The 22,100-nt window shown below is 72.2% G+C and carries 10 protein-coding genes and 1 pseudogene; 7 read left to right on the forward strand and 4 right to left on the reverse strand.

Annotated features, from left to right (window positions below):
* Together E0F75_RS39090 and E0F75_RS39095 are read left to right on the forward strand one after the other, a co-directional pair.
* Positions 1 to 1,568, forward strand: a 1,568-nt coding sequence (locus tag E0F75_RS39090; protein WP_229315802.1) for an SDR family NAD(P)-dependent oxidoreductase, incomplete at its 5' end; no start/stop codon positions are given.
* 48 nt (positions 1,569 to 1,616) lie between these two features.
* Positions 1,617 to 12,305: a type I polyketide synthase gene (locus tag E0F75_RS39095; RefSeq protein WP_229315803.1), complete on the forward strand. Its 10,689-nt coding sequence runs from the start codon at positions 1,617 to 1,619 to the stop codon at positions 12,303 to 12,305.
* Positions 12,306 to 12,411: 106 nt separating this feature from the next.
* On the opposite strand, the gene E0F75_RS39100 is transcribed toward E0F75_RS39095, so the two are convergent.
* Both E0F75_RS39100 and E0F75_RS39105 read right to left on the reverse strand, forming a co-directional pair.
* Entirely contained in the window at positions 12,412 to 13,785 is a 1,374-nt protein-coding gene (locus E0F75_RS39100) for an NAD(P)/FAD-dependent oxidoreductase (protein WP_229315804.1), read from the reverse strand.
* Between the two features lie 196 nt (positions 13,786 to 13,981).
* Positions 13,982 to 14,974 (reverse strand): TerC family protein, encoded by a 993-nt coding sequence (locus E0F75_RS39105; RefSeq protein WP_374115519.1) that lies wholly within the window; start codon positions 14,972 to 14,974, stop codon positions 13,982 to 13,984.
* 273 nt (positions 14,975 to 15,247) lie between these two features.
* Between E0F75_RS39105 and E0F75_RS39110 the strand changes: the two genes are divergently transcribed.
* The 4 genes from E0F75_RS39110 to E0F75_RS39125 all read left to right on the forward strand — a co-directional run bounded on the left by E0F75_RS39110 (position 15,248) and on the right by E0F75_RS39125 (position 19,917).
* The gene (locus E0F75_RS39110; RefSeq protein WP_229315806.1) at positions 15,248 to 16,216 is read left to right on the forward strand and encodes a hypothetical protein; all 969 of its coding nucleotides are present in this window, start codon (positions 15,248 to 15,250) and stop codon (positions 16,214 to 16,216) included.
* A complete protein-coding gene (locus E0F75_RS39115; RefSeq protein ID WP_229315807.1) occupies positions 16,213 to 17,325 on the forward strand; it encodes an FAD-binding oxidoreductase in 1,113 nt (370 codons plus the stop codon). Before E0F75_RS39110 ends, E0F75_RS39115 begins: the two co-directional genes overlap by 4 nt.
* Positions 17,326 to 17,497: 172 nt before the next feature.
* Entirely contained in the window at positions 17,498 to 18,556 is a 1,059-nt protein-coding gene (locus E0F75_RS39120; RefSeq protein ID WP_229315808.1) for an AMP-binding protein, read from the forward strand.
* Positions 18,556 to 19,917 (forward strand): aldehyde dehydrogenase family protein, encoded by a 1,362-nt coding sequence (locus tag E0F75_RS39125; RefSeq protein ID WP_229315809.1) that lies wholly within the window; start codon positions 18,556 to 18,558, stop codon positions 19,915 to 19,917. The genes E0F75_RS39120 and E0F75_RS39125 overlap by 1 nt, the downstream gene beginning before the upstream one ends.
* A gap of 66 nt (positions 19,918 to 19,983) precedes the next feature.
* On the opposite strand, the pseudogene E0F75_RS39130 reads toward E0F75_RS39125, so the two are convergent.
* Together E0F75_RS39130 and E0F75_RS39135 are read right to left on the reverse strand one after the other, a co-directional pair.
* Positions 19,984 to 20,667, reverse strand: a pseudogene (locus E0F75_RS39130) (histidine phosphatase family protein); the annotation flags it as partial.
* Positions 20,668 to 20,752: 85 nt separating this feature from the next.
* The gene (locus tag E0F75_RS39135; RefSeq protein WP_229315810.1) at positions 20,753 to 21,634 is read right to left on the reverse strand and encodes an LLM class F420-dependent oxidoreductase; all 882 of its coding nucleotides are present in this window, start codon (positions 21,632 to 21,634) and stop codon (positions 20,753 to 20,755) included.
* Between the two features lie 233 nt (positions 21,635 to 21,867).
* On the opposite strand from E0F75_RS39135, the gene E0F75_RS39140 reads away from it, so the two are divergent.
* Positions 21,868 to 22,100 (forward strand): DUF475 domain-containing protein (locus E0F75_RS39140; protein ID WP_229315811.1); only part of this gene is annotated, 233 nt, incomplete at its 3' end.

The raw sequence follows: 22,100 nt of genomic DNA on the forward strand, positions 1-22,100 counted from the left end.
CCGATGTCCGGGAGGCGGCCTCGCTGCCGTCCGGAGTCCGGTACCGCACCTTCGACCTCTCCGAACCGGAGCCCGCCCGGATCGGCGCGATGCTGACGGAGCTGCTCACGATGTTCCGGGACGGCGCCCTGCGGCTCCTGCCGCTGACCTCGTGGGACGTACGAAGGGCCCCGGCCGCGTTCGGGCACGTGCGGTCGGCCCGGCACACCGGCAAGGTCGTTCTCGACATTCCCGCGCCGCTCGATCCGAACGGCACCGTCCTGATCACCGGCGGCACCGGGACGCTGGGCGCGCTGGTCGCCGAGCACCTGGTCACCACGCACGGCGTACGGCACCTCCTGCTCGTCGGCAGGCGCGGTCCGCAGGCACCCGGGGCTGATGAACTCGCCGAACGACTGCGGCAGTCCGGTGCCGATGTCCGTATCGTCGCCGCCGATCTGGCGCGCCGCGAAGTGACCGTGGACGTCCTCGCGCAGGTCGGTACGGAGCACCCGCTCACCGGCGTCGTCCACGCGGCGGGCATCGCCGACGACGGGGTCCTCGGCGCCCTGACGCCCGGCCGGGTCGAGCGGGTCATGGCCGCCAAGGCCGACGCGGCCTGGCATCTGCACGAGCTGACCCGTGACGCGGACCTGGCGATGTTCACCCTGTTCTCGTCCGCCTCCGGAGTGCTCGGGTCCCCGGGCCAGGCCAACTACGCGGCGGCGAACACCTTCCTGGACGCTCTGGCCGAGCACCGCAGGGCGCGGGGCCTCGCGGCACAGTCCCTGTCGTGGGGGCTGTGGGCGCGGCGCAGCGCCATCAGCGGTCACCTCACCGATGCCGACCTGGCCCGGGTGGCCCGGTCCGGGATGGTGCCGCTCGGCGATGAGCACGGCCTGCGGCTGCTGGACGGGGCGCGGGAGCGCTGCGGACGCGCGCACGCCGTACCGGTGCTGCTCGCACCGGGGCACCGGCACACCCATCCGCTCCTTGCCCAGCTGGGCGGGCCCGCCCGCCCGGCCCGCACCTCGCACGGCGGCGGGGCCGGCGCACCGTCCGTACCGCTGGCCGAAAGGCTCCGCGAGCTGTCGGCGGAGGAGCAGCGGCGGATGCTGCTGACCCTGGTGCGTGAGCAGTCCGCGGCCGCCCTCGGGCACGAGTCCACGGATGCCATCGGTGCCCGGAAGCCGTTCAAGGAGCTGGGTCTCGACTCGCTCACCGGTGTCGAGGTGCGCAACCGGCTCGGCGCCGCGACGGGGGTGACCCTGCGCGCCACGGTGGTCTTCGACTTCCCCACGCCCGCGGCGCTCGCCGACCACCTGTGGGAGACGCTCCGGCCGGACGACGGCACGCAGGAGCCCCCGATCATCGCCGATCTCGCCCGTCTGGAGGCCGCGCTGACGCAGGCCCCGGACTCCGGTGACCTGCGCGACGAGATCACCGCCCGCCTGGAGGAGATCCTCTGGACCTGGCGGGACGGGGCGGACGGAGGGCGGCCGGTCACCGAGGAGGGTGACGACGATCTGGCCGCCGCGACCGACGACGAGATGTTCGCCCTGATCGACGAAGAACTCGGCAGGCAGTGACGTGCGCTGTCGCCTGCCCGCCCGCTGTACGTGAGGAGTGAGGTCCGGATGTCAGACAACCAGAAGCTGCGGGACTACCTGAACAAGGTCACGGCCGACCTGCGGCAGACCCGTAGGCGGCTGGAGGAGGCCCGGTCCGCCGACTCCGAGCCGATCGCGATCATCGGGATGAGCTGCCGGTTCCCCGGCGGGGTGGAGTCCCCCGAAGGGCTGTGGGAGCTGGTCGCGGGGGAACGGGACGCGATCACCCCGTTCCCCCGCGACCGCGGCTGGGACGTGGACGGCCTCTACGACCCGGACCCCGAGCGGACCGGCACCTCGTACGCCCGCGCGGGTGGGTTCCTCGCCGACGCGGGCGGCTTCGACGCGGAGTTCTTCGGCATCAGCCCGCGCGAGGCGCTCGCGATGGACCCGCAGCAGCGGCTGCTGCTGGAACTGTCCTGGGAGGTGTTCGAGGCCGCGGGCATCGACCCGACCTCGGTGGCCGGCAGGCCGGTCGGCACGTACATCGGCACCTCCACCTCCGGCTACGGGATCACCCTGACCGAGGCCCCCTCGGGGGTGGAGGGGTACCTGCTGACGGGCAGCGCGGCGGCCGTCGCCTCCGGGCGGATCGCGTACACCCTCGGCCTGGAGGGCCCGGCGGTCACGATCGACACGGCGTGCTCGTCGTCGCTGGTCGCCATGCACCTGGCCGCGCAGGCACTGCGGTCCGGCGAGAGCGATCTCGCGGTGGCCGGCGGTGCCACCGTCATGTCAAGTCCGGGCACCTTCGTGGAGTTCAGCAGGCAGCGCGGTCTGTCGCCGGACGGGCTGTGCAAGCCGTTCGCGGCGGCGGCGGACGGCACCGGCTGGGGCGAAGGCGTCGGGCTGCTCCTCCTGGAGCGGTTGTCCGACGCCCTCGCGAGCGGTCACCGGGTGCTCGGCGTGCTGCGGGGCTCCGCGGTGAACCAGGACGGCGCCTCCAACGGCCTGACGGCACCGAACGGCCCGTCGCAGCAACGGGTCATCCGGCAGGCGCTGCGCAACGCCCGGGTCGCCGCCGCACAGGTGGACGTGGTGGAGGCGCACGGAACCGGCACCACACTCGGCGACCCCATCGAGGCACAGGCCCTCCTTGACACGTACGGCCAAGGCCGTGCGGACGAAAAGCCGTTGTGGCTGGGCTCGGTGAAGTCGAACATCGGGCACACGCAGGCGGCCGCGGGTGTGGCCGGGGTCATCAAGATGGTGATGGCCATGCGGCACGGGAAGCTTCCGGCGACGCTGCACGTGGACGCGCCGTCGCCGCACGTGGACTGGTCGGCAGGCGAGGTACGCCTCCTGACCGAGGCGGTGCCGTGGCCGGGCGACGGGCATCCGCGCCGGGCGGGGGTGTCCTCGTTCGGGGTCAGCGGCACCAACGCCCACGTGATCCTCGAGGAGCCGCCCGCCGTCGAACCGAAGGCCGCCGCGCCGGTGGAGGCGTCGGGTCCGGTGCCGTGGGTGCTGTCGGGGCGCGGGGACGAGGGACTGCGCGGCCAGGCCGCCCGGCTCGCCGACTTCGTACGGGAGCGGCGGGCAGCGGGTACGACCGATCTCACATGGCTCGCGGGCGTCGCGTCGGGGCTGGCCGGCCGGGCCGCCCTGGAGCAGCGGGCCGTGGTCGTGGGGTCGGATGTGGACGAACTCCTTACGGGACTGGACGCGCTGGCCGCCGACGGGCAGCCGCTGCCGGCGAGCACCGACTCCGGCGCGGTCTTCGTCTTCCCCGGTCAGGGTGGCCAATGGGCGCACATGGGGAGGGAGTTGCTGGAGCGCGACGCCGTCTTCGCGGCGGCGGTCGCCGCGTGCGAGCAAGCCTTGGACCCGTTCGTCGACTGGTCGCTGCGGGCGGTTCTGTCGGGGGAGGAGCGGGACTGGCTGGACCGGGTGGATGTGGTCCAGCCGGCGTTGTGGGCGGTGATGGTGTCCCTTGCTGAGGTCTGGCGTGCGGCGGGGGTGGAACCCGACGCCGTCGTGGGTCATTCGCAGGGCGAGATCGCGGCTGCGGTGGTCGCGGGCCGGCTGAGTGTGGAGGACGGCGCCCGGGTGGTCGCGCTCCGCTCGCAGGCTTTGCGGGAGTTGGCAGGTCGCGGGGCGATGGCCTCGGTCGCGCTGGACGCGGCGGAGGCGGCGGCGCATCTGCCGTCGGGTGTCACCGTGGCGGCGGTGAACGCGCCGGGACAGATCGTGGTGAGCGGTCCGCAGGATGAAGTCACGGCGCTGTGCGCTCAGTTGGGTGAGCAGGGGATACGCGCCCGGCGGATCGAGGTGGACTACGCGTCCCACCACGCGCAGGTGGAAGCGGTCGAAGGGCGGCTGCGCGCGGAGCTGGCCGGGGTCGTCGATCTGGGGGGTTCGGGGCCGGAGTTCGTGTCGACGGTGACCGGTGAGCCGGTACCCGTGGGAGGACTGGACGCCGGCTACTGGTACCGGAATCTGCGCGAGCCGGTGCTGTTCGCCGATGTGGTGCGGCGGTTGGAGGAATCGGGATCCCGGACGTATGTGGAGATCGGTCCGCATCCGGTGCTGTCGTTGGCGATGGAGCAGACGGTCACCGACGGGCGGGTGCTGCACACGCTGCGCCGTGAACAGCCCGATGCCGTCCAGCTGTTGCGGAGCATGGGCGCCGCCTGGGCGGCGGGACTGCCGGTGGCGTGGCGGGAGCTGCTGCCCGCCGCGGAGCCGGTGGCGTTGCCCACGTACGCCTTCCGGCGGCAGCACTACTGGCTCACTCCTCCGGCGAGCGCGCGGCAGACCGCCGTCGGCCGGTACCGGATCGGCTGGAAGCCGCTGCCGGAACCGGAGCGTGCCGGGCCGCCCCGCCACACCGAATGGCTGCTGGTCCACGAGGAGGACGGGGATCGCGCGGCCGAGGCCGCCGTGCTCGTCGCGGCGCTGGCGGCCGAAGGCGGCTCGGCGCGTGAAGTCACCGTGCCGTGCGGAACGGCCGAACCGACCGCACTGACAAGGTTGTTGGGCGAATTCCCTCCACCGGAAGAGCACCCGATCGGGGTGGTCTCGTTGCTGGGCGGGGAGGCCGCGGTGGGCCTCCTGCGGGCCGTGGCGGCCGCGCCCCGGCGGGCCCGTCTGTGGCAACTGACCTCGGGCGCGGTCGGCGTGGGCGGCGGCGACGTCGTCGCGGACTGCGCGCAGGCCGAGCTGTGGGGATGGAGCCGCTGCTTCGCCCTTGAGCACCCGGACCGCTGGGGCGGCCTGATCGACCTGCCCGACGGCGCCGCCGCCGACGTGGTGGCCCGGGCGGCGGCCCGGCTCGCGCACGACGGCGCTGAGGACCAGGTCGCCGTCCGCGCCGACGGCGCCTACGGCCGTCGGCTGCTGCCCGTGACCGACGAGCCGGGCGACCCGCGACCGGCGTGGCCGAAGGCAGGAACGGTGGTGGTCACCGGCGGCACCGAGGGGCCCGGCCGCCATGTGGCCCGCTGGGTGGCCTCCCGGGGCGCCGACCGCCTGGTCCTTGTCGGCACCGACACGGCGGAGCTGTGCGCCGAGCTGACCGAGGCGGGTACCCCGACCGTCGCCGTCACGTGCGACATCACCGACCCCGAGGCGCTCCGCGTTCTGCTGCACGAGGCCACGGGGGAGGCGCCGTTGGCCGCCGTGGTGCACGCCGCGGGCGCCATCGAGCTGGCCCCGGTCCTGCAGAGCGACCCCGCACACGCCACCCGCGTGATGACGGAGCGCTGCGCGGGCGCCGAAGCGCTGGCCGAGGTGCTGCGCACCGACCATCCGGACGCCCGACTGGTCCTGCTCTCCTCGGTCGCGGGCGTCTGGGGCGGAGGTGCGCACGGTGCGTTCGCCGCCGCCGGCGCCCACCTCGACGCCCTGGCCGCACGCGAACGCGCGGCCGGTCGCCCGGTCACCTCCGTCGCCGTCAGCCCCTGGGAGGCCGAGCCCGAACTGGCCGGCCTGCTGCGCGGACAGGGGGTGCCGGTCACCGACTCCGCCGCGGCCCTGGCGGAGCTGCCCGGCCTGCTGGCCCTGCCAGAACCGGCCGTCGTCCTGGCCCGCGTGCACTGGGAGCGTTTCGTCCCCACGTTCACCGCCGCCGGGCCCCGGCCGCTCATCGGCGACCTCCCGGAGGCGCGTCGCGTCCTGGAGGCGGAGGCCGAGGCCGACGCCGGCCGGAACCCGGACGCCGCGCACACCTCCAAGCTGGCGCGGGCCCTGGCCGCCGCCACACCGGCCGAGCACGACCGGATCGTCCTGACGGAGGTCCGAGCCACCACCGCCGCCGTGCTGGGCTACGCCGGGCCGGACGACATCGGCGAGAGCAAGGCCTTCCGCGAGCTCGGCATGGACTCCGTGACCGCGGTCGAGCTGCGCAACCGACTGTCGGCGGCGACCGGCGTACGGCTCCCCGCCACGCTGATCTTCGACCACCCCAACGCGACGGCGGTGGCCCGCCTGCTGCGCCGGGAGCTGACGCCCGGCCCGACGGAGGCCGACGGCGCGGCGGCCGGCACGCCCCCACGCCCGGCGGCCGCCGACGAACCCATCGCCATCGTGGGGATGAGCTGCCGGTTCCCCGGCCGCGTCGCCTCCCCCGAGGACCTGTGGCAGCTGGTCGCCGGGGGCGTCGACGCCGTCGCACCCTTCCCCGACGACCGGGGCTGGGACGTGTCCGCCCTCTACGACGAGGACCCGGACCGGGCCGGGACGGTGTACGCGCGCAACGGCGGATTCCTGCACGACGTGGCCGGGTTCGACGCGGGATTCTTCGAGATCAGCCCCCGTGAGGCGACCGCCATGGATCCCCAGCAACGGCTGCTCCTCGAAACCTCCTGGGAGGCGTTCGAACAGGCCGGCATCGCCGCGGAGGACATGCGCGGCAGCGACACCGGTGTCTTCGTCGGCACCAACGGACAGGACTACGCGTCCCTGCTGATGTCCGGCGACGACGGCCTGGAGGGCTACCTCGGCACCGGCAACGCGGCGAGCGTGGCCTCCGGCCGGGTCGCCTACACCCTCGGTCTCGAGGGCCCGGCCGTCTCGGTCGACACCGCCTGCTCGTCCTCCCTGGTGGCCATGCACTGGGCCGCGCAGGCGCTGCGGCAGGGCGAGTGCTCGATGGCACTGAGCGGCGGCGTCACGGTGATGACGACCCCCGGCTCGCTGCTCACCTTCGCCCGGCAGCGCGGCCTCGCCGCGGACGGGCGCAGCAAGGCGTTCTCCGCCCACGCCGACGGCATGGGCATGGCCGAGGGCGTCGGCATGCTGCTGCTTGAACGGCTCTCCGACGCCCGGCGCAACGGGCACCGGGTGCTCGCCGTGATCCGCGGCTCCGCGATCAACCAGGACGGCGCCAGCAACGGGCTCACCGCTCCGAACGGCCCCGCGCAGCAACGGGTCATACGACAGGCGCTGCGCAACGCCGGACTCGGCGCGGCGGACGTCGACGCCGTCGAGGCACACGGCACCGGCACCACGCTCGGCGACCCGATCGAGGCGCAGGCGCTCCAGGCCGCCTACGGCCAGGAGCGCCCCGCCGGCCTCCCGCTGTGGCTCGGCTCGCTGAAGTCCAACATCGGCCACACCCAGGCCGCCGCCGGAGTGGCTGGCGTGATCAAGATGGTGATGGCCCTCGACCGGGAGTCACTGCCCCGCACCCTGCACGCCGACGAACCGTCCGAGCACGTCGACTGGACCGAGGGCACGCTGCGGCTGCTCACCGCACCGCTGCCCTGGAAGCGCTCCGAGCGCCCCCGCCGGGCCGGCGTCTCGTCGTTCGGGATGAGCGGCACCAACGCCCACGTCATCCTGGAGGAGGCCCCCGAGACCGGGACCCGGGACATCGGTGAGCCGGCGACCGACGACCGCGGGGCGTCCGTCATACCGCCGTGGCTGCTCTCCGCGAAGTCCGAAGCAGGGCTGCGCGAGCAGGCCGACCGGCTGCGGCGTCGACTGCGTGCCGCACCCGGCCCCGATCCGGTGGACGTCGGCCACGCGCTGGCGACCACGCGCTCGTCCTTCGCGCACCGCGCGGCCGTCCGCGGCGCCGGGCTCGACGAGCTGCTCGCGGGCCTGGACGCGGTGGCCGCGGGGGAGCAGTCCTCGTACGCGGTCCGCGGCCGGGCCGACGCGGGTGAGCGCCCGGTGTTCGTCTTCCCGGGCCAGGGCTCGCAGTGGGACGGCATGGCCGCGCGGCTCCTCGACACCTCGCGGGTGTTCCGCGACAGCGTCGAGGCGTGTGCCGCGGCTCTGGCACCGCACCTGGACTGGTCGCTGCCCGACGTGCTCCGGGGCAGCGCGGGTGCGCCCCCGCTGGACCGGGTGGACGTCGTGCAGCCCGCACTCTTCGCGATGATGGTGTCGCTGGCCGACCTGTGGCAGGGGCACGGCGTCCGGCCGGCCGCCGTGGTCGGCCACAGCCAGGGCGAGATCGCCGCCGCGTACGTGGCGGGGGCCCTGTCCCTGGACGACGCCGCCCGCGTCGTCGCACTGCGCAGCCGGATGCTGGCCGGCCTCCAGGACAGCGGCGGCATGACCTCGGTCGCCGCGCCCGTCTCCTGGGTGGCGGACCGACTGGCCCGATGGGGCGGCGAGCTGGAGGTCGCCGCCGTCAACGGACCGCGCTCGGTCGTCGTGTCAGGCCCGCTCCCGGGTCTGGACCTGATGGAGAAGGAGTGCGCCGCCGAGGGGATACGCGTGCGGCGCGTCCCGGTCCGGTACGCCTCGCACTCGCGGTACGTGGAGGAGCTGCGGATGCCGCTGCTCGCCGCGCTTGACGGCCTGTCGCCACGAGCGGCCACCGTGCCGTTCCTCTCGACGGTCACAGGCGAGTCCGTCGACACCTCCACCCTGGACGCCGACTACTGGTACCGGAACCTGCGCCACACCGTCCGGCTGGACGCGGCCGTCGGCAGCCTGCTCGGCCGGGGGCACCGCGCCTTCGCCGAGATGAGCCCGCACCCGGTCCTCACCGCCGGGCTGCTCGACACCGCCGAACAGGCCGGCACCGACGCGTTCGCGGTGGGCACGCTCCGCCGCGACGAGGGCGGCCTCGACCGCTTCCTCACCTCGCTCGGCGAGGCACACGTCCGAGGTGTACGGGTGGACTGGCGGCCCGCCTTCACCGGCCACCGGCCGCGGCCGGTGGAGCTGCCGACGTACGCCTTCCAGCGGCAGCGGTACTGGGTCCACGCCGCGCTCCCCGGGACGGGGGACGTCGCGGCGGCGGGGGTGGAACCGGCGGACCATCCGCTGCTCGGCGCGGAGATCGCGCTCGCCGACACCGACGAACTGGTGCTCACCGGCACGGTCCGCACCCCGGCACTGCCCTGGCTGACGGACCACCAGGTCTCCGGCGTCGCGCTGCTGCCCGGGACCGCCTTCGTGGACCTCGCGCTCCGAGCCGGTGAACGCTGCGGTCATCCCGTCGTGGAGGAGCTCACGCTCCAGGCGCCGCTGGTCCTCCCCGAGGGCGAGGAACCGCGGATCCAGGTCAGGGTCGGTCCGTCCGACGACACGGGACGGCGCGAGTTCCGCGTCCACTCCCGCACGGGCGACGGCGCGGGCGGCGTCGCGGGCAACGGTACGGACGACTCCGGCTGGACCTGCCACGCGACCGGCACGCTCACTGCCACTGCCACCGCCCTCACCACCCCCACCGCCCCTGCGGCCACCGAAGCGGAGCCCACGGTGGCCTGGCCGCCCGCCGGCGCGACCGCCGTCGACATCACCGACGGCTATGACCGGCTGGCCGAGCTCGGGTACGGCTACGGGCCCGCGTTCCGGGGAGTCCGCGCGGTCTGGCGCCTCGGCGACGAGATCTTCGCCGAGGTGCGCCTGCCGGACCGACTCGCGCAGGAGGCGGGCCGGTTCGGTCTGCATCCGGCCCTGCTCGACGCGGGCCTCCAGGCGGTCGGACTGGCCGCGACCGGAGCCGACGGAAAGGAACCCGACAGCGGTGGCGATGCCGCCACAGGCATCCGGCTGCCCTTCGCGTGGACGGGGCTGCACCTGCACCGGGTCGGCGCGAGCGCGCTGCGGGTGCGGCTGGCGCCGACCGCGAACGGCGGTGTCTCCGTCACGGCCACGGACGAGACCGGCACCCCGGTCCTGTCCGCCCGCTCGCTGGAGTTCCGGCCGGTCTCGACCCGGGGGCTGCGGCTCTCCGGAGGCGGACTGTTCCGGCTGAACTGGCGGGAGACGCCCGGCCTGCGGGGACACACCTCGCCCGAGGCCGGTACCTGGGCCGTCGTGGGCACCGAGGCCGAGGAACTGCGTACGCTGCTGGCCGCCGGCGGAGCCGACGCCACGGCGTACGCCGACCTGCCCGCCCTGCTGAACGCCACAGCCTCCGGAGCTCCCACCCCCGGCGTCGTACTGCTGGCTCCGGAGCCGGTACGGCCCGGACACGCGGATGTCGCGGGCGACGCACATGCGCGGATCGGGCGGCAACTCGCCCTTCTTCAGGGTTGGTTGGGCGAGACGCGCTGGTCGGACACCCGTCTGGTGGTGACCACCCGGGGCGCGGACGTCCTCGATCCGGTCGCCGCCGGCGCAGGGGGACTCGTCCGCTCGGCGCAGGCCGAGCACCCCGGCCGCTTCGGTCTGCTCGACCTGGACGGTGACGTCCTTCCGCAGGCGGTCGTCGAGGCCGTCGCGAGCGGCGCGCCCCACCTCGTGGTACGGGCAGGAGCCGTCCTCGAACCCTCGCTCGTCCGCCTGCCCGCACCGGCCGGGGCACCCACCCCGCTCACCGGAACGGTTCTCGTCACGGGCGGCACCGGAACCCTCGGCGCCCACGTGGCCCGGCACCTCGCCGCCGAACACGGCGTGAAGCACCTGCTGCTGGTCAGCCGCAGCGGCGAGACGGCAGCAGGTGCCCCCGAACTGCGCGCCGAGCTCGCCGCCCTGGGCTGCGAGGCCACCCTCGCGGCGTGCGACAGCGCCGACCGGGACGCGCTGCGCGCCGTACTGGACGGCATCCCGGCGGAGCGGCCACTGGGCGCCGTGATCCACGCGGCCGGGGTCCTGGACGACGCCGTTCTCACCTCGATGACGCCGGAACAACTGGACCGAGTGCTGCGGTCGAAGGCCGACGGGGCGATCCACCTGCACGAACTGACCCGCGAGCGCCCACTGGCGGCCTTCGTCCTGTTCTCCTCGGCGGCCGCCGTCCTGGGCAGCCCCGGGCAGGGCAACTATGCGGCGGCGAACGCCCTGTTGGACGGCCTGGCCCGGCACCGTCGCGCCGCCGGACTGCCCGCGCTCTCCATCGCGTGGGGCCTGTGGGGTCAGCGCACGGGGATGACCGCCCATCTGTCCGATGCGGACCTGCGCCGGATGACGCGCGCGGGTCTGGCCCCGCTGGACACCGAGGGCGGACTGGCGCTGCTCGACGCCGCGCTGGCGATCGGTGAGGCGACGGGTGAGGCGACGGTACTCGGCGCGCGGGTGGACCTGGCGACCCTGCGCGCCCGGGGTGCCGACGCGACGATTCCGCCGCTCCTCCGCAGCCTGGTGGGGGTGCCCGCCCGGACGGCGCCGAACGGTGCGGCGGAGCGGGAGCCGGAGGCGACCGTACGGCGGGAACTCGCGGGTCGGACACCGCAGGAGCGCCGGCAGGTACTGCTGCGCCTGGTCCGCTCGGCCGCGGCCGCGGTGCTCGGCCACGCCGACGCCGACCAGGTCCCGTCCGACGGGGCGTTCACCGAGCTCGGCTTCGACTCGCTCACCGCCGTCGAGCTGCGCAACCGGGTGCAGTCCTCGACCGAGCTGCGGCTGCCCGCGACCCTGGTCTTCGACCACGCGACCCCGCTGGCGCTCGCGGCGTACCTGGACGGCGAACTGGCGGCCGGGCCGAGCCCCGCCCCGGCGGAGGAAACCCGGAGCGGCCTGGTGGAGAGTGCCGCGCCGGACAGCATCGAGGCGTTGTACCGGGCGGCCTGCCGGCAGCGGAAGGGACACGTGGCGATGGACCTGCTCGCCGCGGCGTCCCTGCTCCGGGAGCAGTTCACCGACCCGGCGGCGCTGGCCGCTCCGCCCCGGCCGGTCCGCCTGGCCTCCGGCGCCGACGAACCCGTGCTGGTCTGCCTGTCCACGATCACCGCGCTGTCCAGCGTCTACCAGTACGCCCGCTTCGGCACGGCCCTCCAGCGGCGACGTGAGGCGTGGTTCGTGCCGGTGCCCGGGTTCACGGCGGACGAGCCGGTGCCGGCCGATGTGGACGTCATCGTCGATCTGCACGCCGACCTCGCGCTGCGGTGCGCCGAGGGCCGCACGTTCGCCCTCGTCGGCCACTCGGCCGGTGGCTGGCTGGCGCACGCGGTGACGAGCCGGCTCGAGGCCCGGGGCGAGCCGCCGGTGGGCACCGTACTGATCGACACCTACCTGCCGGGCAGTTCCGCCTTCACCCTGGTACAGGACGCGCTGAGCGACATGATGTTCGACCACGAGGCCACGGTCGGGCGGCTCGACAGCGCCCGGCTCACCGCGATGGGCGCCTATCTGCGGCTGTTCGGCGACTGGAGGCCCGAACCTGTGCACACCCCGACCCTGTTCGTCCGCGCGGGCGAACCGGTGACCGACACGGTCCAGGGCGACGGGTGGCGCCTGAGCTGGCCGCTGCCGAACACCACGCGGGAGGTTCCCGGCGACCACTTCTCCATGATGCAGTCCGGCGCCGCCACGACCGCCCGGGCCGTCGACGACTGGCTGCGGGACATCCCGCGACCGAAGGCCGGTTGAGTCGAGGCGGGGCCGCCCCGTCCGGTCGAGTCCGGGCGGGGCGGCCCCGCGTAAGAAACGCCACAGGGCCCCGGCACACGCCGGGGCCCTGTGGCATCGAGTGCGTTCAGCCGTCGTGCGCGGCCAGCGCGTCCGTCAGCTCCGTGTAGGTCGGGCCGGGGGAGAGCACCGGAGGCTCCCAGCCGGTGGCCAGTACGGCGTCCAGTCGCTCCCGTATCTCGGGGGTGTCCAGGCTGTCCGGGGAAGCCATCAGATTGGCGCGCAGCTGCGCACGTTCCCACAGCTGGTGGTCCTGCGTACCGGCCAGGGCGGTGAGAACGGCCGGCGGAAGGCCGGCGGGCGGCTCCGGACGACCGTCCACCGTCGCGCGCCAGCTCCGGGTGCGCTCCACGTCGTCGTGGACCCCGTCCTCGTACCAGGGTCGGACCGTGCGCTGGACGTGGGCCCGCAGTCCCGCGCTCACCGCCTCCAGGTCGTCACTGTGACGGCCCATCAGATCGCTGAGTTCGGCCGCGCCGGCCAGGGCGAAGGAGGCGCCACGGCCCAGGATGGGATCGGTCGTGCACAGCACGTCCCCGATCGGCAGATAGCCGGACGGGGTGTCGGGCGTCAACTCGCGCCAGGTGTTGGTGAGTCCGGCCATCGGTACGACATCGCCGATCGGCTCGGCGCTGCCCGGCCGGAGCCACGGCTCGAACTGGGCCACCGCGTTCGCGGCGGCCTCGAACGTGCCGGTGTCGCGCAGCCGCCCGAGTGTCTCGTCCTCCGGGAGCCGGGCGAACACCACCGCGAACGTACGGTTGTCGTGTGCGTAGAGTCCGCCTCCGAAGCCCGCTCCGCCCGCGAAGACCACGGGAACCAGGAACGTCGGCGGCTTCGGTACGCCGTCGAGGAGTCGGTAGAAACGGCTGTGGTAGACGTTGCCGCAGGGGCTCTCCTCCACCTCCTTGGTGAACGTGCCGACCAGCGGCGAGCGACGCCCTGTGGCATCCACCACCGCGTCCGCGTCGATCACCGAGCCGTCCACCCGCACACCCCGGACGCGTCCCCGGTCCACCACGACCTCACGGACGGAGAGGCCGTGGTGGACCCGGACACCGGACTGCCCCCGCAGGGCGCGGTGCAGCACCCACTCGACGGTGGCCCGGCGTGAGCCGAAGCTCGCCAGCTCGGTCGCGTCGGCCGGGGCCTCGACCCCGGGCGGCGCGGTCATGTCCACCTCGTCGACCCCGTGCGCGAGCAGATCCGCGTGCACGTCCGGCAACCGGGTGTGCAGCAGGTGCCGGAACAGGCCGAGGAACATGTGCGGGTGGCGGACCTGCGGCGCACCCGGCCGCTGCCACTCCTGAACGTCGCCGAGGTCCTTCGGCGGCGGACCGTCCCGCTCCACCAGGTCCACCGCGTACCCCTGGCGGGCGAGCAGCAGCGCGGCGCTCAGCCCTGCTATGCCCCCGCCCGCCACCACGATTCGTGCAACCATGCATGCTCCCGGATGTTGTGCGGCCCCCACGAGTCACTGCGAAGCGGCGGCCACACCCCACGCCCGTGCCCCGGTCGGGCACATGTGCCCGTGCCGTTGAGCCGACTGCGTCACGCCGCGATGCTAGGCGGCCGCACGCGCCCTTGTGGAGGACGTACGGCGAAGATAGGGGACCCCCCTATCCCCGGGAACGGGCTCAGCCCTGCACGTCGGCGTTCTCGCTCCCGGCCTTCTCCGCCGCTGCCTTCGGCTCCTCCTCCGACGCCTTCCTCGTCGCGATGAGGCTGGTGATCGTCGTGATGATCAGGACGCCGAAGATGACGCCCAGCGAGACCGGCAGCGAGACCTCCGGGACGTTCAGGCTCGTCGTCTCGTGGATGCCGTGCAGGACCAGCTTCACACCGATGAAGGCGAGGATGACCGACAGGCCGTACGACAGGTGGACCAGCTTCTTCAGCAGGCCGACGATGAGGAAGTACAGCTGCCGCAGACCCATCAGCGCGAAGGCGTTGGCGGTGAAGACGATGTACGGGTCCTGGGTCAGGCCGAAGATCGCGGGGATCGAGTCCACCGCGAAGAGGACGTCCGTGATGCCGATCGCCAGCATCACGATCAGCATCGGGGTGGCCAGCCGCCTGCCGTTCTCTCGGACGAACATCTTCGTGCCGTGCCACGTTTCGGTGGAGGGCAGGCGCCGCTCGATGGCCTTCATCAGGCGGCCCTCCTCCCAGTCCTCGTCCTCCTCGCCGGCCCGCGCCTCCTGGATGAGCTTCCAGGCGGTCCAGACGAGGAAGGCGCCGAAGAGGAAGAAGACCCAGGCGAACGAGTTGATCGCGGCGGCGCCCGCGGCGATGAACACGGCGCGCAGGACCAGCGCGATCAGCACGCCGACCATCAGCACACGCTGTTGGTAGACCGGCGGGACCGCGAACTTCGCCATGATCAGGACGAACACGAACAGATTGTCGACGCTGAGCGACTTCTCGGTGACGTAGCCCGCGAAGAACTCACCGGCGGCCTGTCCGTCGCCCCAGATCAGCAGTCCCGCACCGAAGAGGGCGGCGAGAACGATCCAGACGGTCGTCCAGATACCCGCTTCCTTGATCGATACCTCGTGCGGCTTACGGCCGCCGATCAAGAAGTCGGCCGCGATGAGCACGCACAGTCCGACAACTGTGAGCACCCACATGGTCGTTGAGACGTTCAACCTGGAATCCCTTCCCGTGGCGAGAGCTGCCAAGAGTACAAGGATTCCCAAGAGACGGTAAAGAAAGGGTATGGCGGGGCGGTCGGGGGCTCGCTGCTCCATGCCTGGTCAGAGCCCGTCCCGACGCGGCGCGCTGGGGTAGGAGCTCCGCCACGATAGGGGGTTGATCAGGGGTGGGTCCGCACTTGATCGCCGGTACGTTGAAACGCGATGGCAGGGAGTTTTCATACAGGTCAACCGAACGAAGGAAAAGCCTTGACTGAAACGATTTCCGGTCGGCAAATCGAGATTGCCTGGCCCGACCTGGGCATCACGGTGACCGCGGAACTCGACGGCCGAAACGCCGAACTCGCCGACGCGCTCTGGGATTCTTTGCCCTATCAGAGTCTGCAGGGACACGCGCTCGTGGCGGGCGAGCACCTCTATCACGCGGCACCGATTCCCTCGCTGCTGCATCTGACCGCGGACACTCGGATAGCAGATCGACGCGAGGCACCCAACGGGACCGTATTCTGCTCCGGTCTCCAGCATTTGGGCATCAAGTACGGAACGCTGACCGAACCGATGCCGGCCACCCCGGTGGGCCGGATCCGGCAGGATGACATTCCGGCGCTCCTCGAGGCCGGAAAGGCGATCTGGGATTCGGTCTATTCGACGAAGAAGCCGATCCTGGTGGAGGTCCGAAGGGCGGGAACCGAAGGCGGCCATCGCATTCCGAAACTGGTCGCCGCGGACCCCGACGCGAGCCGTCTCATCGACGACGTGCACGCCGCGACCGAGAAGGCCTGGCTTTCCGAACCGAAGGAACTCGCCGACATCCACGCGGGGTTGATCCGTTCCGGGGCCGGAAGCTTCGAGACGGTGCTGCCCACGCTGCTGTTCGTCAACGGTGAGACCCGCCCGCTGGGGTACGCCACCTACGGTGGTCTGGTCCGCGGCGCGGTCCAGGGCATGCCGATGGACTCGCTGCGTCACATGACGCGCCTGCTTGTCGGTGTTCCGGCCGAGTTCCTGGGCTACTGCGGCCTGGAGCAGCTGTGGAGCTTCACCCAGCGCTTCCTGAGCTGCCTCGACCAGCTCGACCGCGAGGACTTCCTGAGCGTGGTGGGTCAGCTGGCCCTCTACATCAACTGCCTGGGTGGTTGGAACCTGCACCTGTACCCGTGGGAGGCCGGTGACCACCTGCGTCAGCTGCGCCCCGCGGAACCGGTCCTCCAGCCGTGAGCCGACTCCCCGAACGCGCGGACGCCGTCGTCATCGGCGGCGGTGTCATCGGCACCTCGATCGCGTACCGGCTCGCCGAGTCGGGCGTCGGCACCGTCCTGCTGGAGCGTGGCGCGCTCGGATCGGGATCGTCCGGGACCACCGCCGGCGTGGTGCGTACCTACTTTCCCGGCAACGCGCTCATCAGCAGCCTCGCCGTCCGGAGCCTGGCGGCCTACCAGGCCCTCACCGAACGGACCGGAACCGACCTCGGCCTGGAGCGTATCGGTCTCCTCGTGCTCTTCTCCGACGAGGAACAGGTGCGGGACTTCCGACAGACCCAGGCCGCCCAGCGGGCAGCCGGCGTGGATGTCGAACTGGTGACCGCTGCTGAAGCGGCACGGCTCAACCCACTGGTCGACGAGCGAACCATTCTGGCGGCAGCCTGGTCGCCCGAGGCCTACACCTGCGACCCCGCCGCGATCGTGCGTGGTTACGCCACAGCGGCACAGCAGGCCGGCGCCGTCCTGCACACGGACACACCCGTCACCGGCATCGACCCGGACGGGCTGGTCCACACACCCGCGGGAAGCATCCGCGCCGACACCGTCGTCTGCGCGGCGGGTCCCTGGGCGGGAACGGTCGCCGCCCTGGCCGACGTGACCGTCCCGGTGACCACGTACCCCGTCGAAATGCTCCTGACCGACGCCCCCGGCGGTGCATCGCACAAAGCTCTGCCGATGACCATGCACCCGTCCAGCCTGCGGATTCGCAGCTGGGGGGACCGCATTCTGGTGGGAATGGGCCGCCCCGCTCCGGACGAGACCCGAGAGGACTGGCTGCGAAGGGTGTCGCACCACCTGGGCACGACCTTCCCGAGCCTCGCCGGCCGCTCCGTCGAGAGCGGGTGGAGCGGGAACCTCGACGTCAGTCCGGACGGGATGGCCTTCATCGGCCGCGATCCCTCCCGCCGGTTCTTCTACGCGGCCGGCTTCTCCGGTCAGGGCCTGTGCCAGGCACCCGCCGCCGGAGAGATCGTCCGAGACCTCGTGCTCGAAAAGGAATCCTGGATCGACACGGCGGGTCTCTCCACCGCCCGCCACCTCAGTGGTTCGGCCCGGACCGGGTAAGGGGGCAGCCACGGCCGTCGCCCACCGTGCGGCCGTGGACAAGCGCAGGACTTCGCCGCGGCGCCGGGTGATCCGGCGCCGCGGCCCTGCGCGAGGCGCCGTTCGGCGAGACCCGCGACCGAACCGACACAGGGTCGCCGGGGTTCTGTTCAACTATCTCGAGAGGAAATCCATGGTCGAGCACACGGGCGGAGAGTTCGTCCGGGAGATGATGCGGTGGCACTTCAGCCCGGAGACCGGGTCGCCGTTCTGGCTGAAACGAGCCGAGGGCCTCGACTTCGATCCCCTGACCGATGTCCGGGACTTCGACGATCTCAGCCTGTTCCCCAACGTGGTGGACGAGCTGCGCGACATCGGCGTACGTGAGCTGATTCCCCGTGGCTACGGCGACAAGCACGAGGCGGCCGTGTACGAGAGCGGCGGCACCACAGGACGGCCCAAGGCCGTCCCGTACAGCGCCGAGTGGCATCGGCGCAGCGTCGAGTGGTTCAGTGAGCGGCTGGACTCCCACGGGGTGCCCCGGAACGTCGACTGGCTCAGCGCCGTCCCCACCGGGCCGCACAATGTCGGAGCGATGGCGGTCGACACCGCGATGCTCCGTGGTGGGCTGAACTTCAGCATCGATCTGGACCCGCGCTGGGTGAAGAAGCTGATCTCGGAAGGCCGGACGGACGTCGCCGACGCCTACACCGATCACCTCATCGAACAGGTCGGCCACATTCTGGTCGGCCAGGACGTGGGCGTCCTCTTCGCCACCCCGCCGCTCCTTGAGCGCCTTTCCCAGCACGACGATCTGGTCGAACTGGTGAACCGCAAGGTACGCGCGATCATCTGGGGCGGCACGCATCTGGACGCAGACACCCGGGATCTGCTGCGCGACGAGGTGTTCGGAGGCGTCAAGCTGGTCGGCGGGTACGGCGGCACGATGATGCTCGGGACCTCGGTGGAGCGACCCGGCCTCAGTGACGACGAGCCCTGCGTGTTCGACTCCTTCGCGCCGTACACCACGTTCCGGGTGATCGACCCGGCCACCGGCCAGGTCGTTCCGTACGGGGAGCGCGGGCAGATCGTCGTGCACCACATGAGCCGAAGCGCCCTGCTGGTCAACAACATCGAGCGGGACTACGCGACGCGGATCGCGCCGGTGGACGGCGGCTTCGGCGATGCCGTCGCGGACGTCGCACCGGTGGCGTCCTTCGGCGACACGGCCGTGGTCGAGGGCGTGTACTGATGCTGGCCCTGGACGTTCTCGGTCCCGGCGGCCCCTATCGGTCCCGGCGCCGGGAGACCCTCGGAGACTTCTCCGGAAACCAGGTCGCGACACTGAGCCTCGCCCCCTCGCTCTACGTCACCCGAGCGATGAAGGCCCTGCGCCGCGCGCCGGCGCTGCCCTTCGACGCACGGATCGAGGCCTTCGCACGGGCGGGCCGGGCTTTCGCGACGCAGACGATCGCGGGACTCACACCGCAGGAGTACCAGCACACCGTCAGCACGGTCACCGGGATGCCGATCACGGTGGTGCGCCAGGCCACCGACGAGATCGCACAGGGCGCCGAGCGGATCCGCGACAGTGTGGAGAACGCGCGGCCGGCCGGCGCGGTCGACTCGTGGCGCGATCCGCGGGCCCGGGACGGCGCGGCGGTGTGGACCCGGCGCGGCGAGGTGTTCGCCGTCCACGCGGCGGGCAATCACCCGGCGGTGCACCAGGGCTGGTTCGACGCCCTCGCGCTGGGCTATCGCGTCGCCGTGCGTCCCTCCCGTCGTGAGCCCTTCACCCCGCATCGGCTGATCACTGCCCTGCGGGAGGCCGGTTTCGGCGACGAGGGCGTCGTGCTGCTGCCCACCGACCACAACGTGGCCGGCGACATCCTCCGGCACGCCGACCTGGGAATGGTGTACGGCGGTGCGGACGTCGTGGCCAAGTACGCGGGCGACCGACGCGTTCTGCCGCAGGGTCCCGGCCGCTCCAAGGTGCTCATCACCGCCGAGACCGACTGGGAACCGATCGTCGACACCATCGTGGAGTCGATCAGCAGTGGCGGGGGAGTCGGTTGCGTCAACGCCACCGGAGTCCTCGTCGAGGGCGACCCCTCTCCCGTGGCCGCGGCGATCGCCGAACGCCTCGCCGCTCTGCCCAGCCTGCCCGCGACGGACGAACGAGCGGTCCTGCCCGTGCAGCCCGTCGGTCTCGCCCGTCGGTGGGACGGGTATCTACGGCACCGGGCGGCGGGCACCAAGGCGTGGCTCGGCGGTGACGGGATCGTCGACGATCTCGGCGACGGTTCGGCGGTGCTCCGGCCGGCGGTGCACCAGCTCGACAGCCCGTTCGCCGAACAGCTCGGGATGGAGCTGGGCTTCCCCTGCGCGTGGGTCGCACCGTGGGACCGCGAAGCCGGCGTCCGGCCGCTGCGTGACACCCTCGTCCTCACCGCCGTCACCACCGACGCGGACCTGATCGACGAACTGGTGGCCGAGCCGACCATCGCCAACGTCTACGTCGGTGACCATCCGACACCCTGGATGGCGCACGGACTGCCGCACGACGGCTACCTCGCCGAGTTCCTCATGCGGACCAAGACGATACGACGCTGACGGCCGACAGCCGACAGCGGACAGCCGATGGGGCGGTGCCGAGCACCGCCCCATCGGCCGTCCAGGTCACCGATGGCCCGTCAGATGCGAGGTGTCGTTGAGCAGTCGTACCGACGCGGCCCCGTCCCGGGAGTAGGACACGGTCGACAGCGAGGCGGCCGACAGCTCCATCCGGAACAGCGTCGCCGGTGGTGCGCCCAGCGCCAGCCGAAGCAGCGTCCGCAACACCCCGACGTGGGAGACGACGAGCGTCGTCTGCCCCTCGTACTGTGCCAGGATCCGGTCCCGCGAGACCGCGGCCCGGCGTGCGACCGAGGCGAACGTCTCCCCGGTTCCGCCCGGCACCGCCTTCGGAGAGGCGATCCACGCCGCCATCTCGTCCGGATGGCGCTCGCGCGCCTCGGCGAACGTAAGTCCCTCCCAGGCGCCGAAATCCGCTTCGGTGAGCCCTTCGTCGACATGGACCTCCAGGCCCAGACGACGAGCCGCCGCCTCGGCCGTCTGCCGGGCCCGGCGCAGCGGTGACGAGACCACCGCCTGCACCGGGCCGCGTGTGAGGAGTACCCTCGCGGCGGCCTCGGCCTGCCGCAGCCCGGTCTCCGACAACGCCGGATCCGAGCCGCCGCTGCCGGATATCCGCTTCTCCGGTGTCAACGCCGTCTCACCGTGGCGTAGCAGCACAAGGGTCGTGGAGCTGCCCCGGGCGGCGAGTGCGGGATTCACGCCGGCTGCTCCACGTCTTGTTCCTGAGCCGATGCGAAGCGGGTGTCCATCGCGGGTGTCCCCTTTCGATCACAGCCCCCGTGGTCGGCGGCAAGGTGGCGGAGTGCGCGGTTCAGCGCAGCGCGGCGATGACCGGCGCGAAATTCTCCATGTTGTATTCCATGATCGTGAAGTACGTGAAGCCGTAGCGTTCGCGACGTTCCTTGATCTGCTGCGCCATGTCCGAGGGGGTTCCGACCAGGACGCTGGGCACCTCGTCGGGGCTGTGCTCGGCATCGGGCGGCACCGGCGCGAACCTGTCGGGCACCGAGGCGCCTTCGGAGGGTGGATTGACCTGCTGCACCAGGAGATTGAGCTCCACGGAGTCGGCGCGGTCACCGAGCAGGCCGCGCACGTAGGTGATGCGTTCTTCCATCTGTGCGCTTCCGGCCAGATGAAGCGCGTCACCGGTGGCGTTGGCCCAGCCGCCGGGGAAGGCGATGATGTCGGCGTGCGTGGCGGCCACGCGCAGCAGCCGGTCGCCCCAGCCCGCGATCAGCAGGGGCGGGCCGGACGGTTGGGCCGGACGCGGCTGGTATGCGGCGTCGTCGAACAGACCACGCAGCGTGGTGACCGTCCGTTCCAGCTGTTCGACTCGCTTCCCACCGCTGGGGAACGGAATCTCCGCGGTGTCGAACTCGGCCTTCACATAGCCCGCGCCGAGCCCGAGCTCCAGACGCCCGTCGATGAACTGGTCGGTGCTCGCCACATCACGCGCGAGAAGAGCGGGGTTGTAGAACGGCGTGTTCAACACGAACGTGGTCAGCCGTATTCGTTCGGTGGCTTCGGCTGCGAGCACAATTGCCGGGAACGGCGCGGGGAATCCGAGATGGTCGGCCACTCCGACCACGTCGAATCCGAGTTCCTCCGCTCTGCGGCACTTCGCGCGCCACTCGTGCAGCGAACCGGGGACGAACATGTTGACGCCGAAGCGTAAGGGGAGTTGGGAAGACATTATGCCTGTGTACCACACGTTGATTCTTCCGTCATCCCGCTCGGGCGGGAGTGGCGGCCGAGAGGCCCCGAGGAGGCTCCCCGCGCCACGGATGTCTTCAACTGCCCGGTACTGATGCCGTGTTGGCCGGTATGCGTCAGGACTCCGAGGTTTCGCTCTAGACTTCGGTCAGTGTTTGGTAAAGCCAGGTACGGCTCGCGGGGGGAGCCCCGCACAAAACGATTGGGTAGCCAGTGCTTCTGAAGACGTTCGGCTGGTCGTTCGCGGTGACCGCGCTCGGCCTCGTCGCGGCGGTGTTATACGGAGGATGGGCGGCCTTCGGGATCGTGGCGATCCTGTCCATCCTCGAGATCTCGGTGTCCTTCGACAACGCCGTGGTCAACGCCGGGATCCTGAAGAAGATGAATGCCTTCTGGCAGAAGATCTTCCTCACCATCGGTGTGCTCATCGCCGTCTTCGGCATGAG

Origin of the sequence: Streptomyces sp. CB02980 (assembly GCF_014451325.2) — a bacterium.
GTDB lineage: Bacteria > Actinomycetota > Actinomycetes > Streptomycetales > Streptomycetaceae > Streptomyces.